Genomic DNA, 13,631 nt, shown 5'->3' on the forward strand with positions numbered 1-13,631 from the left:
TTGTTTGTTTAGTTTTCAAAGGTCGATTTTCTCAATCGCTCGTAAGCGACTTAATAAATATATCATCTGTAATAATGAAAGTCAACGATTTTTCAAATGTTTTTTTCTATGTAGAGAAGAAAAAGGAACATACCATGTATGCTCCTTTTCTCTACTTATTATTCTTCGCCCTCAGGGATATTACTAACACTTTCTTCAGCGGAGATTTCTTCTCCCTCGCTGTCGCTTTCATTTTCAGTTATTTCCTCTTTTTCTACCTTAGCTACTGTAGCTACAAATTCATTTTCATTTTCTTTTATACTAATGAGTTTTACACCTTGAGTATTTCGACCAATTTTTGCAATACCAGCTACATCGATCCGAATAAGGACACCACCGGTTGTAATTAACATCAAATCTTCTTCACCAGTTACTGCTCTCATGGAAACTAGATTTCCATTTTTCTCGGTAACGTGGCAGGTTTTGATACCTTTACCGCCTCTGCCTTGAATGCGGTATTCGGCAGCTGGTGTTCGTTTTCCGTAACCTTTTTTCGTTACAATAAGAACATCATTATTATCTTCTAATACTTCCATCCCAACTACTTCATCGTCACTATCTAAAGTAATACCTTTTACTCCAGTAGCCGTCCGGCCCATTGACCTAACATCAGTTTCTGGGAAACGGATCAGCATCCCATTTTTCGTCCCGATAATAATATGCTTAGTGCCATCCGTTAAGCGAACTGAAATAAGTTCATCGCCTTCACGAAGGCTTAATGCAATCAAGCCATTATTACGAATATTGGCAAAGGATGTCAGCGGAGATCGTTTTGAGATACCTTCTTTTGTTGTAAAGAACAGTGACCAATCATCGACGAATTCTTCAACCGGTATAATCGCGTTTACCCATTCTCCTTTTTCAATGCCAAGGAGATTTATAATCGGAATTCCTTTCGCTGTACGGCTGTATTCTGGAATTTCATAGCCTTTCGAACGATATACCTTACCTTTATTGGTGAAGAATAGTATCGTATCATGGGTTGAAGTGGTGATTAAATGTTCCACAAAATCATCTTCATTCGTTCCCATTCCCTGAATACCGCGACCGCCACGTTTTTGCGCACGATAAGTCGACACCGGCAAACGTTTAATATAGCCGTTATGGGTAAGGGTGAGGACGATGTTTTCACGCGGAATTAAATCTTCATCCTCAATATTTTCAATGCCGCCAGCCAGGATTTCCGTACGACGTTTATCATTAAATCGTTCTTTAATCTCCAATAATTCACCGCGGATGATTTCAAGAACCTTTTCCTCATCTGCTAAAATAGCTTTTAATTCAGCAATTAGCTTCATAAGACTTTGATATTCTTCTTCAATTTTCTCCCGTTCTAGGCCTGTTAAACGCTGCAAGCGCATATCTAGGATCGCTTGTGCTTGTTTTTCAGATAGGTTGAATTGAGTCATTAAGCCTTCGCGGGCAATGTCAGTTGTTTGTGAGTTTCGAATAAGCGTAATAACAGCATCTAAATTGTCTAGTGCAATTCTTAAGCCCTCTAAAATATGGGCACGTGCTTCCGCTTTGCGCAATTCAAACTCTGTTCTCCGGCGAATTACTACTTTTTGATGATCTAAGTAGTGAACTAAGCATTCCTTTAGACTCAGCACCTTCGGCTGTCCATTCACAAGGGCTAAAGTGTTAATACCAAAGCTGGTCTGCAGAGCTGTTTGTTTATATAAATTATTTAAAAGGACGTTAGCATTGGCATCTTTACGAACCTCAATGACAATCCTCATACCTCGGCGGTCAGATTCATCTCTTAGATCGGTAATGCCGTCGATTTTTTTATCGCGTGCCAATTCGGCAATTTTTTCAATCAATCTCGCTTTATTTACTTGGTAGGGCAATTCATTAACAATGATAACTTCCTTACCATTTGTTTTTTGTTCAATTTCTACTTTGGCTCGGAGGGTGATAGACCCTCGGCCTGTTTCGTAAGCTTTACGTATACCGCTCCGCCCTAAAATGCTTCCGCCAGTTGGAAAGTCAGGACCAGGAATGATTTCCATCAACTCTTGAGTCGTTATTTCAGGGTCATGACTGACAGCTAAGACACCATCAATTACTTCACCAAGCTGGTGCGGCGGGATATTGGTTGCCATCCCAACTGCAATACCAGTAGTTCCATTGACTAATAGGTTTGGAAATCTTGCCGGCAGAACAACAGGCTCCCTTTCTTCACCATCATAGTTATCTTGGTAATCAATCGTATCTTTGTTGATATCTCTTAATAATTCCATTGAGATTTTCGACATTCTTGATTCCGTATAACGCATGGCAGCTGCGGCGTCCCCATCCACAGAACCAAAGTTCCCGTGGCCATCTACTAACATATAACGATAGTTGAAGTCCTGGGCCATCCGCACCATTGTTTCATATACGGCAGAATCACCATGGGGGTGATATTTACCGATAACATCCCCAACGATACGGGCAGATTTTTTATAAGGTTTGTCCGCATGGATTCCAAGATCATGCATAGCATATAAAATACGGCGATGAACGGGTTTTAACCCATCCCGGACATCCGGAAGGGCACGAGAAACGATAACACTCATCGCATAGTCAAGAAAGGAAGACTTCATTTCCTGACTGATATTAATCTCTTTAATTTGAGAATTTGGTGTTTCAGCCATCATTGGTACCTCCTATAAGGCATTACCCTATATTCTAGGAAAAAGAAAAAGGAGGATAGTGGTCAAACCTCTACCCTGTATTATTAAGCTTTTTTATATATCTAAATTTTTCACATATTGTGCATTTGCTTCGATGAAGTTTCGGCGGGGCTCTACTTTTTCACCCATTAACATTTCAAACGTTTCGTCTGCTTCGATGGCATCTTCTAGACTTACCTGAAGCATCGTTCTCATTGATGGATCCATCGTGGTTTCCCATAGTTGCTCAGGATTCATTTCTCCCAAACCTTTATAACGCTGTATATTTGGCTTCGGCTGGCTTGGCAGCTCTGCGAAAATCCGCTCAAGCTCTTTATCATTATAGGCATATTCTACCCGTTTGCCTTGCTGCACCTTATAGAGCGGCGGCTGTGCAATGTAGATATACCCCGCCTCTAAAATTTTTCTCATATAGCGGTAAAAGAACGTTAAGATAAGTGTTCGAATATGAGCACCATCGACATCCGCATCGGTCATAATAACAATTTTATGATAACGGGCCTTAGAAATATCAAAATCTTCCCCGATTCCTGTTCCAATTGCAGTAATCATTGCTCGAACTTCGTTGTTCGATAGAATCTTATCAAGACGAGCCTTCTCAACGTTAAGGATCTTCCCTTTTAAGGGCAGAATCGCTTGGAAATGACGATCCCGTCCTTGCTTAGCGGAACCACCCGCAGAATCACCCTCAACGATATACAGTTCACTTTCATAAGGGTCCTTAGAAGAACAATCCGCCAGTTTCCCTGGTAAGCTGGAAACCTCTAGTGCACTTTTGCGGCGGGTTAATTCTCTCGCCTTTTTGGCTGCGAGTCTTGCTCTTGCGGCCATTAATCCCTTATCAATAATTTTCCTTGCAACGGTCGGATTTTCTAATAAGAATTTTTCTAAATGGCTTGCAAAAACAGTGTCGGTAATCGCTCTGACTTCAGAGTTTCCGAGTTTTGTTTTCGTTTGTCCCTCAAATTGCGGGTCTGGGTGTTTAATTGAAATGATCGCTGTTAATCCTTCACGGACATCTTCTCCGGAAAGATTGGTATCATTTTCTTTAATCAAACTATTTTTTCGGGCGTAATCATTAATGACCCTAGTTAATGCTGTTTTAAAGCCTGATTCATGTGTTCCACCCTCATAGGTGTGGATATTATTGGCGAAGGAATAAATGCTATCTGTATAGCCTTCGTTATATTGAAGAGCAACTTCAACACTGATCCCATCGCGTTCACCTTCGATGTATATCGGCTCTTCGTGAATGACTTCTTTTGTGCGGTTTAAATGCTCCACATAGGATTTAATACCGCCTTCGTAGTAATATTCATTGTGTTTATTTTCAACACGCTTATCCTCAATCGTAATTTTGATTCCCCTGTTTAGGAAAGCAAGCTCACGAAGGCGGGTAGCTAGAATGTCATATTCATAAACCAATGTTTCTGTGAAGATCTCACCATCTGGTTTAAAGTGGGTTACTGTACCGGTAATATCAGTTGTTCCAATTACTTCTAATTCTTGTACCACCGCTCCTCGCTCAAACTTGATCGAGTGAATTTTTCCATCACGGTGGACGTATACCTCTAACTCTGTAGATAGAGCATTTACTACTGACGCACCTACACCATGTAGTCCGCCAGAGACCTTATAGCCTCCACCGCCGAATTTACCGCCGGCGTGAAGAACAGTCATAATGACTTCTACTGCTGGTCTGCCCATCTTTTCTTGAATATCAACCGGAATCCCACGTCCATTATCCTTAACGGTGATACTGTTATCCTCTTCAATAATGACATTGATTTCATCGCAGTATCCTGCTAACGCCTCGTCAATACTGTTATCGACGATTTCCCAAACAAGATGATGGAGGCCTTTTCCACTTGTTGAACCGATATACATACCAGGCCTTTTTCTTACTGCTTCTAGTCCTTCAAGGACCTGTATTTGGTCCGCACCGTAAGATTGTTCTTCTAATGCTTTTTGTTCCATAGTCATGCCTGTTCACCTGCACCTTCATACAAAAATATCTCAATATTTTCGTTGTAAAAACAAAATGATTTATAAAAATTCCTGTATATTCAAATGGCTTGAACGTTTCTTCAAAGTTCCTGAAGCAATCGGGGATAAATAGACTTTGTCATAGGTAATAATAACTGACTTATAGGGGTTTTTAGACAAATTCATGACTTTCTCTTTATGGCGTGTCAAGAACTCTTCAACCAGCTCTGACTGATTCGCACTTTCTTTATCCAGGATGGTAATGATATCCTTGGCCCGGATATTGTGATCTTCCCCGATATGAATATACATGTTCCACCTCAGTTGACTTTCTTAATAGAGCCGGACTCCACCACAAAGGTGGACGCTTCCTTTAATGTTTGATGGTCAATCCCTTCCACACTGGTGGTTGTCACAAAGGTTTGGACTTTCCCTTGGATGGTATTGAGGAGATGAGACTGTCTGTAATCATCTAACTCTGATAAAACATCATCCAGGAGCAGAATCGGATATTCCCCAATTTCTGCACAAATTAATTCAATTTCAGCCAGTTTGACAGACAGTGCTGTTGTTCGCTGCTGACCCTGTGATCCGAAGGTTTGAACATCTCTTCCATTTACAATAAATAACAAATCGTCGCGATGAGGGCCAAATAATGTTGTTCCCCGTTCGATTTCCCTCGCACGGACACTACCAAACTTTTCTTCAAAGCATGCTACCATTTTCGACAAATCTTGTCCTTCTAATACCTCTACGGAAGGTTTATAGTTTATTTCAAGTGATTCTAGCCCCCGTGATATACCATGGTGGATCGGTTTTGCCCAATTCTCTAGTAAACGCAGGAATTCAAAGCGCTTCGTCACAATTTTTACTGCCATTTGAATAAACTGTTCCGTTAAAATTTCAAGCATTGTCTGATCAGTCTGCTTTTTTATCTGCATCATTTTTAAATAATGATTTCGCTGCTGGAGTATTTTTTGATATTGACTCATATCATGTAAATAAATTGGCGACACCTGGCCAATTTCCATATCAATAAACCGTCTTCGCACTTGCGGGCTGCCTTTCACTAAGTTAAGGTCCTCCGGTGCAAACATCACTACGTTCAAATTCCCCACATACTGACTTAATTTTTGCTGTTCAATATGGTTCAACTTTGCCTTTTTGCCCTTTTTGGAGATGACCAATTGCAACGGCAGCGAGCTGTGTTGTTTTTGAACCCTACCCTCTATTTTAGCATAATCTTGATCCCAGCGAATAAGATCTTTATCGTTCGAGGTTCGATGTGACTTAGCCATTGCCAACACATATATGGATTCCATTACATTTGTTTTGCCTTGAGCATTTTCTCCTAAAATCACATTTACTTTATTTTCAAATTCAATAAATAACTCTTCATAATTGCGGTAATCTTTTAAGGCTAATTTTTCGATATACATAGGAATTTCATTCCTTTAGCTACTCAGTAATCACAAACTCCCCAAAGCCGGCAATTTGGACTTTATCTCCTGCACGAAGCTTTCTTCCTCTTCTTTGGTCCTGTTCACCATTGATCAAAACCTCGTGTTCACTTAAAAACCATTTTGCCATTCCACCTGATTGGATTACATCAGCTACTTTTAAAAATTGTCCTAATGTAATAAATTCCGTGTTCAGATTGATTTTTTCAGGCACCCTCGTCACCCTCATTCCTAAAATGGTCTCAATACTTTATTTTACTAAATATTTGACTGAGATACAAAGAAATCTCAAAAATTATCTTGCTATAGTAAATAAAGCCGCCAGTGGTATGGCGGCATATACATGGACTTGCATAAATATTTAGTACGTTCTTACCGGTAAAATGAGCTGCAAAATGGTTTCATCATGAAGAGGGCGAATTAGGAATGGGCGCATCGCTCCAGTAAAACTTACTCTGATATCCGTTCCCTCTAAAGCTTTTAGCGCATCCATCATATATTTCGCACTAAAGGAAATCTTTAAATCTTCTCCCTCAATCGCCTGGCTTTGAATTTCTTCAACTACCTTTCCGATTTCTGGCGTATTGGATGAAATTTCAATGATTCCATCCTCAATAGTTGAGAACTTAACGACATTATTTCTCCCTTCACGTGCAAGAAGTGAGGCACGATCAATTGCTTGAAGGAATTCCTTTGTATTAACTGTTACATCTGTTTTACTTTCACTTGGAATTAAACGAGAAGTATCAGGATAGTTGCCTTCTAACAATCTTGAGAAAAATAGCAGGTGCTTCGCTTTAAATAAAATTTGATTTTCAGTAATGACGATATCAATCAATTCATTACTGTCATCAATAATTTTACTTAACTCGTTCAAGCTCTTACCTGGAATCACCACATTATAGGTTTCATTGCTCCCTGCCTCAATTTTCGCCTTCCTTAAGGCAAGCCTGTGGCTATCTGTTGCAATACAGGTAAGCTCCCCATTTTCAATCTTCCAGTTTACACCTGTCAAGATTGGGCGTGTTTCTGAGGTGGACACCGCAAAATGTGTCTGGCGAATCATCGCTTTTAACAAGTCAGTCGCAATTTGAAATTTATTATTTTCTTCGATCTGGGGTAGGAGAGGATACTCTTCAGCATCAAGGCCGTTAAGATTAAATTCCGATTTTCCAGAACGAATAACTGTTTGAAGAGATCCAAGTACTTCAATTTCAACGGAATCGGTTGGTAGTTTTTTAACGATTTCACTAAAAAACTTGGCCTGGAGCACGATTGCTCCTGTTTGTTTGATCTCAACAATTTCATCCCCAGCTTCTTCTTTAGGGATAAATGATTCAATCGAAATATCAGAGTCACTTCCTGTTAAGGTAACCCCATCTGTTGTGGCAGCAATTTTAATACCTGTTAGGATTGGAATGGTTGTTCTGGATGTAACTGCCTTCATAACATCTTGCACACTCTGTACAAGACGGTCGCGCTGGATGATAAATTTCATTGAAAAATCCTCCTCGTAAGCATCAATTTTAATGCGAAAGCATATAATATTATTTTTTTAAAAAATAGAAGAAGTACTAGTAGGTCCTGTTAGTATGTGGATAACTCCTGTTTTCAATAGAAACACAGCCTATCCACATGTGGACAGACTGTGTGCAAGTCTTAGGTAGTTATTCACAATTTAGTTAGATTTTCAACAGTTCATTTAATTCCTTCATTTGCTTTTGAAGTGTGGAATCAGACTGAAGCAGCTTCGAAATTTTTTCATGAGCATGGATCACTGTCGTATGATCACGTCCGCCAAACTCTTCTCCTATTTTTGGCAAAGAGTAGTCAGTTAATTCGCGTGATAAATACATAGCGATTTGTCTAGGGAAAGCCACAGACTTTGTCCGCTTTTTGGCCTTGAAGTCTTCTAGTTTGACGCTATAGTGCTCGCCAACAACCCTTTGAATATCAAGGATGGTGATCACCTTTGGCTTCGAGCTAGGAATGATATCCTTCAGGGCCTCCGACGCTAAATCGGCATTGATGTCTTTATTTATTAACGAGGAATAAGCAACAACTCGAATTAAGGCGCCTTCCAATTCTCTAATGTTTGTATCTATCTGGTTAGCAATATAGAGCATCACTTCGTTTGGTATATCAAGTCCTTCGGCTTTTGCTTTTTTACGAAGGATAGCGATTCTCGTTTCTAAATCTGGCGGCGTGATATCCGTGATTAAGCCCCACTCAAAGCGTGAACGGAGGCGATCTTCTAATGTTGGGATTTCCCTTGGCGGCCGGTCACTTGAGATAACAATTTGTTTGCTTTCCTCGTGGAGAGCATTAAAGGTATGGAAAAATTCCTCCTGGGTCGATTCTTTACCAGCTAAAAACTGAATATCATCAATAAGAAGGACGTCTACATTTCGATATTTATTGCGAAAGCTTTCCGCTTTATTGTCACGAATCGAGTTAATAAATTCATTCGTAAACTTCTCAGACGATAAATAAACCACTTTTGCCGATGGATTATGATCTATTACATAATGACCAATAGCATGCATTAAGTGGGTTTTTCCTAATCCAACTCCGCCATAAATAAAAAGTGGATTGTAGGCTTTTGCTGGTGCTTCTGCTACTGCAAGTGAGGCAGCGTGGGCGAATCGATTGCCAGAACCAATAACAAATGTATCAAACAAGTATTTAGGATTTAAGATGTTCGGAGAAAATTCTGCGTGATCCTCATCTTTTTTCACCTTTTTTGGAGGCGTTGGGATGTCGAGATCTTCCTCTTTTTGATTTTGCGGAATGATAAACTTTGCCGATAATTCTTCTCCGGTGATGTCATATAAAATGCCAGCTATTAACTGAGAGTATCGTTCCTCCAGCCAGTCGCGGGCAAATTCATTTGGAGCTGTTACGACAAGCAGATTGCCTTGAAGAGAATGAGCTTTTGTAGACTTAAGCCAGGTATCAAAGCTAGGCTTACTTATTTTCTTCTCAATATTGGCTAGAGCTGCATTCCAAAGATCCGCAATATTTTCCAACTAGTTTCCCTCCCTTTTTATATGAAATTTTTATTTATACGGCGATTTCCTACTGTCTAACTCCATAAAATATTTATTGTATATGGAGTATTCTTTTCTCAACCAGGTATCCTATTCGACAAAGTTTTTATGAAAAAGATTTGTCAGCGAAGGATTATAATCTATTAATTTGGTATTATACGAAACAGTGGTTGTGGAAAACATATAATAAGGAAATAATGTGGAGTTTCGACAATATCCACCCCTTGTGGACAAGTTTTTACAGAGACCTTGGATAACATGTCCACAGCTTATCCACAATTTGTGGATAATTAATATTTGCGATGTAGTTGTTAAGAGTGAAAACACAAATATAATATCAAATAATAGCAAGGTACGCAATGGTTTTTCGAAGTTTATCCACAACAGTAACATTATGTGCATAAAAATTGTCCACAAGTACTGATTCTGTGAAAAACCTGTCAATATCTTGTGTGGATAATGCGAAAAGTGTCGATTTTTTATCCACAGGTGATAAATGAACACTATAAAGTGAAAATTTTTTTCTTGGAGCGGCTCCCTTTTTTTATCGTTTTAGATTTTCTGGAAGCCAGCAGGTGTATGCAAAAAAATTTGGAAATAGGAAACAATAGTTGGAGAGTAGTTGACAATTCATGATAGACGTCTTTATAATAATTAAGACTGTCATTTGAATTGAGAGTTATTCCTCGGGGAGGTGTCATATATGAAAAGAACGTACCAACCAAATAAACGTAAACACAGCAAAGTTCACGGATTCCGCAGTCGTATGAGCACAGCAAACGGACGTAAGGTTCTTGCTCGTCGTCGTCGTAAAGGAAGAAAAGTATTATCAGCTTAGACCACTGACCGTCTCAGTGGTCTTTTTTTCAATTAAAAGCGGGCTAGCCCGGAAAAAGGAGTTTTTTTATGAAAAAAGAATTCCGAGTAAAAAAGAATAAAGAGTTTCAAGCAGCCTTTCAGAAGGGCCGATCCTTTGCAAATCGGCAATTCGTTGTCTATGCCTTAACAAAAGAGGATCAAGATTATTTCCGAATCGGCCTGTCTGTCAGTAAAAAGATTGGAAATGCCGTAACAAGAAATAGAATCAAAAGATATCTTAGGCAGGCTGTTTTTGAGATAAAGGATCAGTTGGCTTCAGGAATTGATTTTGTGATTATTGCAAGGAAGCCAGCAGCGGAAATGGATTTTTTTGACGTGAAAAAGAGTTTGTCTCATGTACTTAAGGTAGGAAAGGTTTTGAAGAAAAATCTTTAAGGCAATAATTGAAAACGATTAGTCAAAGTATTGAAGACAATCCATTTGAATAAATGATAAACTACTTATGATATAACCTACATAGAAAATTTTTTCACTATATATGGCAAGGAGGAAAAATTGGTTGAAAAAACGAATATTACTTTCATTCGGTTTACTGTCTGTATTTCTGTTCCTAACAGGGTGCAGCGAAATAAAGAAGCCGATTACTGCCGAAAGTACGGGTTTTTGGAATGAATACATTGTCTATCCATTATCCTGGGTGATTAAAGAAGGTGCGCATATACTTGGTGGCAGCTTTGGTTTATCGCTTATTGTTGTAACAATCTTAGTTCGGTTAGCCATTTTACCGTTAATGATTAAGCAGACCAGAAGCTCGAAAGCGATGCAGGCATTGCAGCCAGAAATGAAAGCACTTCGCGAAAAGTACAGCTCAAAAGATCAAAAGACACAGCAAAAGCTTCAGCAGGAAACGATGGCACTTTTCCAAAAGCATGGTGTCAATCCTATGGCTGGCTGTTTCCCACTAATTGTTCAAATGCCTATCTTAATTGGTTTTTATCATGCGATTTCGAGAACAAGAGAAATTGCCCAAGATAGTTTCCTATGGTTTGACCTCGGTGAAAAGGATCCGTATTACATTTTACCGATTATTGCAGGTATCACTACATTTATTCAGCAAAAATTGATGATGGCCGGACAGGAGCAGAATCCACAAATGGCGATGATGCTTTGGATGATGCCGATTATGATTGTCGTTTTTGCTTTTAATTTCCCAGCAGCTCTTTCATTGTACTGGGTTGTCGGAAATATTTTTATGATTGTTCAAACCTATTTTATTAAAGGGCCGGATCTGAAGGCACAAGCCACCGGCAAAGCGGGAGGAGCAAAAAAGTGAAACAGGTAACTGCTACAGGACAAACAGTCGAAGAAGCAGTAGAATCAGCTTTAGCTCAATTACAGACAACGAAAGACCGCACAGATGTAGACATTATTGACGAAGGAAAAAAAGGGATTTTTGGTATTTTTGGTTCACGTCCAGCTGTAGTAAAGGTTACAGTCATTATTGATCCACTTGAGGAAGCAAAGAAATTTTTAACTCAGGTGAGTGAACAAATGGGCGCTCCTGCCGAAATAGAGATCAGACGCGACGGCAAACAGGTTCACTTCATTATGACTGGAGAAAAGATTGCTTTGCTGATTGGAAAAAGGGGTCAGACGTTAAATTCGCTGCAATATTTGACGCAATTAGTGATAAACCGCTTTTCGAATCAGTATTTAACCGTTATTTTGGACGCTGAAGACTACCGAAACAGAAGAAGTGAAACCCTTATTCAACTTGCACATCGTCTTGCTGAAAAGGCAGTCAAGACAGGTAAAGATGTAGCATTAGAACCGATGCCTTCCTATGAGCGTAAAGTTATTCATTCCGCTTTATCTGAAAATAAACGCGTGAAAACTTTTTCCGATGGATCGGAGCCTCATCGATTTATTATCATTTCACCAGTAAGAAGATAAATGATCCAAAAAACACCCTATCAATTATGATAGGGTGTTTTTTTGTGCATAAATTTTGAGAGTTGTTTCACTATTTTTGTTTTATTGTTATTCACATGTGGATAAGTTAAAATAATAAATGGACATTACTGTATTGTGGATAATTAAAAGTGGATTAGTTTGCTTTTTTAACCGAAATTGATGTGGTATTCTAGTGTTTTGGATAAAAAAATTTTTTTTCATATAAATATGGTTTTTAGGTGAGGTGAGATAGATGGAGTTTGATACAATTGCAGCGATATCGACACCGATGGGTGAGGGAGCAATCGCCATCGTCCGGTTGAGCGGTGATGATGCCATAAAAATAGCGGACCAGCTTTTTAGAGGTGTAGGTGGGAAGCAGCTATTGGAACAGCCAACCCATTCGATTCACTATGGTCATCTGATTGATGCGAAAAGTGGCCAAGTCGTCGAGGAAGTGATGGTTTCCGTGATGAAGGGACCAAAAACCTTTACAAAAGAGGATGTAGTTGAAATAAATTGCCATGGCGGAATTGTATCCGTGAACAGGGTTCTCCAGCATGTATTGAAAAATGGAGCGAGGCTGGCGGAGCCAGGTGAATTTACGAAACGGGCATTTTTAAACGGACGGATTGATTTATCACAAGCTGAAGCGGTGATGGATTTAATTAGAGCGAAGACGGACCGGGCGATGAATGTGGCATTAGGTCAAATGGAAGGGCGCTTATCAAAACTGATCAAACGGCTGCGTCAGGAAATTTTAGAGATTTTGGCTCATATAGAAGTTAATATTGATTATCCCGAATATGACGATGTAGAAGAAATGACTCATAATATGCTGCTTCCAAAAGCACACGCGGTCAGAGAAGAAATAACTAAGCTCCTGCAAACCTCGCAGCAAGGGAAAATTTTACGCGAAGGTCTTTCAACCGTCATCGTCGGGCGGCCGAATGTAGGAAAATCCTCGTTATTAAATAGTCTGGTGCAGGAAAATAAGGCTATAGTCACCGACATTCCAGGGACAACCCGTGATGTCATTGAAGAGTATGTAAATGTGCGCGGTGTGCCGCTTAGACTGTTGGATACAGCGGGTATCAGGGAAACAGAAGATATAGTCGAACGGATTGGCGTGGAACGTTCACGTCAGGTTTTAAAAGAAGCGGATTTGATTTTACTGGTGCTGAACTATTCTGACAAACTGACTAAAGAGGATGAAAATCTGTTTGAGGCGGTTAAAGGGATGGATGTTATTGTCATTGTCAACAAGACAGATCTGCCGCAGCAAATCGATTTAGAGCGTGTTAAAGAATTAGCGAAGGATAATAAACTTGTAACGACTTCACTTCTAGAGGATCAAGGAGTAGATGAACTGGAGGAAGCAATTGCCTCTTTATTCTTTGAAGGTTCGCTGGAGGCTGGGGATATGACTTATGTTTCCAACAGCCGTCATATTGCATTATTAAACCAAAGCTTACATTCGATCGAAGAAGCAATCGAGGGTGTAGAAATAGGCACACCGATTGATATCGTCCAAATAGATTTAACAAGAACATGGGAATTGCTAGGGGAAATCATTGGCGACAGCGTTCATGAAAGCCTCATCGATCAGCTATTCTCGCAATTTTGCCTAGGGAAGTAGAAAAGCG

Annotated in this window: 12 protein-coding genes; 5 read left to right on the plus strand and 7 right to left on the minus strand. The window is 39.6% G+C overall.

Features of this window, described 5'->3' with window-relative positions; genetic code table 11:
• Positions 1-158: 158 nt before the first annotated feature.
• From gyrA to dnaA, 7 genes are all read right to left on the minus strand, one after another.
• Positions 159-2,678, minus strand: coding sequence for a DNA gyrase subunit A (gene gyrA / locus ABES02_RS16835; protein ID WP_430137221.1), 2,520 nt, complete (start codon positions 2,676-2,678; stop codon positions 159-161).
• A 93-nt stretch (positions 2,679-2,771) separates the two neighbouring features.
• Positions 2,772-4,694 carry a DNA topoisomerase (ATP-hydrolyzing) subunit B gene (gene gyrB / locus ABES02_RS16840; protein ID WP_430137470.1) on the minus strand — a complete coding sequence of 641 codons (1,923 nt, stop codon included), beginning with the start codon at positions 4,692-4,694 and terminating at the stop codon, positions 2,772-2,774.
• A gap of 69 nt (positions 4,695-4,763) precedes the next feature.
• On the minus strand, positions 4,764-5,015 hold the full coding sequence (gene remB / locus ABES02_RS16845; RefSeq protein ID WP_430137224.1) for an extracellular matrix regulator RemB: 252 nt from the start codon (positions 5,013-5,015) through the stop codon (positions 4,764-4,766).
• An 8-nt stretch (positions 5,016-5,023) separates the two neighbouring features.
• Positions 5,024-6,142 carry a DNA replication/repair protein RecF gene (recF, locus tag ABES02_RS16850; RefSeq protein ID WP_430137227.1) on the minus strand — a complete coding sequence of 373 codons (1,119 nt, stop codon included), beginning with the start codon at positions 6,140-6,142 and terminating at the stop codon, positions 5,024-5,026.
• 19 nt (positions 6,143-6,161) lie between these two features.
• The gene (gene yaaA / locus ABES02_RS16855; RefSeq protein ID WP_430137229.1) at positions 6,162-6,377 is read right to left on the minus strand and encodes a S4 domain-containing protein YaaA; all 216 of its coding nucleotides are present in this window, start codon (positions 6,375-6,377) and stop codon (positions 6,162-6,164) included.
• A gap of 147 nt (positions 6,378-6,524) precedes the next feature.
• Positions 6,525-7,661: a DNA polymerase III subunit beta gene (dnaN, locus tag ABES02_RS16860; protein ID WP_430137231.1), complete on the minus strand. Its 1,137-nt coding sequence runs from the start codon at positions 7,659-7,661 to the stop codon at positions 6,525-6,527.
• A gap of 184 nt (positions 7,662-7,845) precedes the next feature.
• A complete protein-coding gene (gene dnaA, locus ABES02_RS16865) occupies positions 7,846-9,192 on the minus strand; it encodes a chromosomal replication initiator protein DnaA (protein ID WP_430137234.1) in 1,347 nt (448 codons plus the stop codon).
• Between the two features lie 724 nt (positions 9,193-9,916).
• Here dnaA and rpmH point away from each other — a divergent pair.
• From rpmH to mnmE, 5 genes are all read left to right on the plus strand, one after another.
• Positions 9,917-10,051 (plus strand): 50S ribosomal protein L34, encoded by a 135-nt coding sequence (gene rpmH, locus ABES02_RS16870; RefSeq protein WP_101658869.1) that lies wholly within the window; start codon positions 9,917-9,919, stop codon positions 10,049-10,051.
• 68 nt (positions 10,052-10,119) lie between these two features.
• Entirely contained in the window at positions 10,120-10,467 is a 348-nt protein-coding gene (gene rnpA, locus ABES02_RS16875; protein ID WP_430137237.1) for a ribonuclease P protein component, read from the plus strand.
• 124 nt (positions 10,468-10,591) lie between these two features.
• Positions 10,592-11,365, plus strand: coding sequence for a YidC family membrane integrase SpoIIIJ (spoIIIJ, locus tag ABES02_RS16880; protein WP_430137240.1), 774 nt, complete (start codon positions 10,592-10,594; stop codon positions 11,363-11,365).
• Positions 11,362-11,985: an RNA-binding cell elongation regulator Jag/EloR gene (gene jag / locus ABES02_RS16885; protein WP_430137243.1), complete on the plus strand. Its 624-nt coding sequence runs from the start codon at positions 11,362-11,364 to the stop codon at positions 11,983-11,985. Before spoIIIJ ends, jag begins: the two co-directional genes overlap by 4 nt.
• A 253-nt stretch (positions 11,986-12,238) precedes the next feature.
• Positions 12,239-13,624, plus strand: a complete 1,386-nt coding sequence (gene mnmE, locus ABES02_RS16890) for a tRNA uridine-5-carboxymethylaminomethyl(34) synthesis GTPase MnmE (protein WP_430137247.1) — start codon at positions 12,239-12,241, stop codon at positions 13,622-13,624.
• The last annotated feature ends 7 nt before the right edge of the window (positions 13,625-13,631 follow it).

Origin of the sequence: Neobacillus pocheonensis, from assembly GCF_050477905.1 — a bacterium.
GTDB classification, from domain to species: Bacteria; Bacillota; Bacilli; order Bacillales; family Cytobacillaceae; genus Neobacillus; species Neobacillus pocheonensis_A.

Bases quoted from the DNA above. Each gene is read 5' to 3' on its own strand.
- gyrA (WP_430137221.1), bottom strand. From the start codon at position 2,678: ATGGCTGAAACACCAAATTCTCAAATTAAAGAGATTAATATCAGTCAG.
- gyrB (WP_430137470.1), bottom strand. From the start codon at position 4,694: ATGGAACAAAAAGCATTAGAAGAACAATCTTACGGTGCGGACCAAATA.
- remB (WP_430137224.1), bottom strand. From the start codon at position 5,015: ATGTATATTCATATCGGGGAAGATCACAATATCCGGGCCAAGGATATC.
- recF (WP_430137227.1), bottom strand. From the start codon at position 6,142: ATGTATATCGAAAAATTAGCCTTAAAAGATTACCGCAATTATGAAGAG.
- dnaN (WP_430137231.1), bottom strand. From the start codon at position 7,661: ATGAAATTTATCATCCAGCGCGACCGTCTTGTACAGAGTGTGCAAGAT.
- rpmH (WP_101658869.1), top strand. From the start codon at position 9,917: ATGAAAAGAACGTACCAACCAAATAAACGTAAACACAGCAAAGTTCAC.
- rnpA (WP_430137237.1), top strand. From the start codon at position 10,120: ATGAAAAAAGAATTCCGAGTAAAAAAGAATAAAGAGTTTCAAGCAGCC.
- mnmE (WP_430137247.1), top strand. From the start codon at position 12,239: ATGGAGTTTGATACAATTGCAGCGATATCGACACCGATGGGTGAGGGA.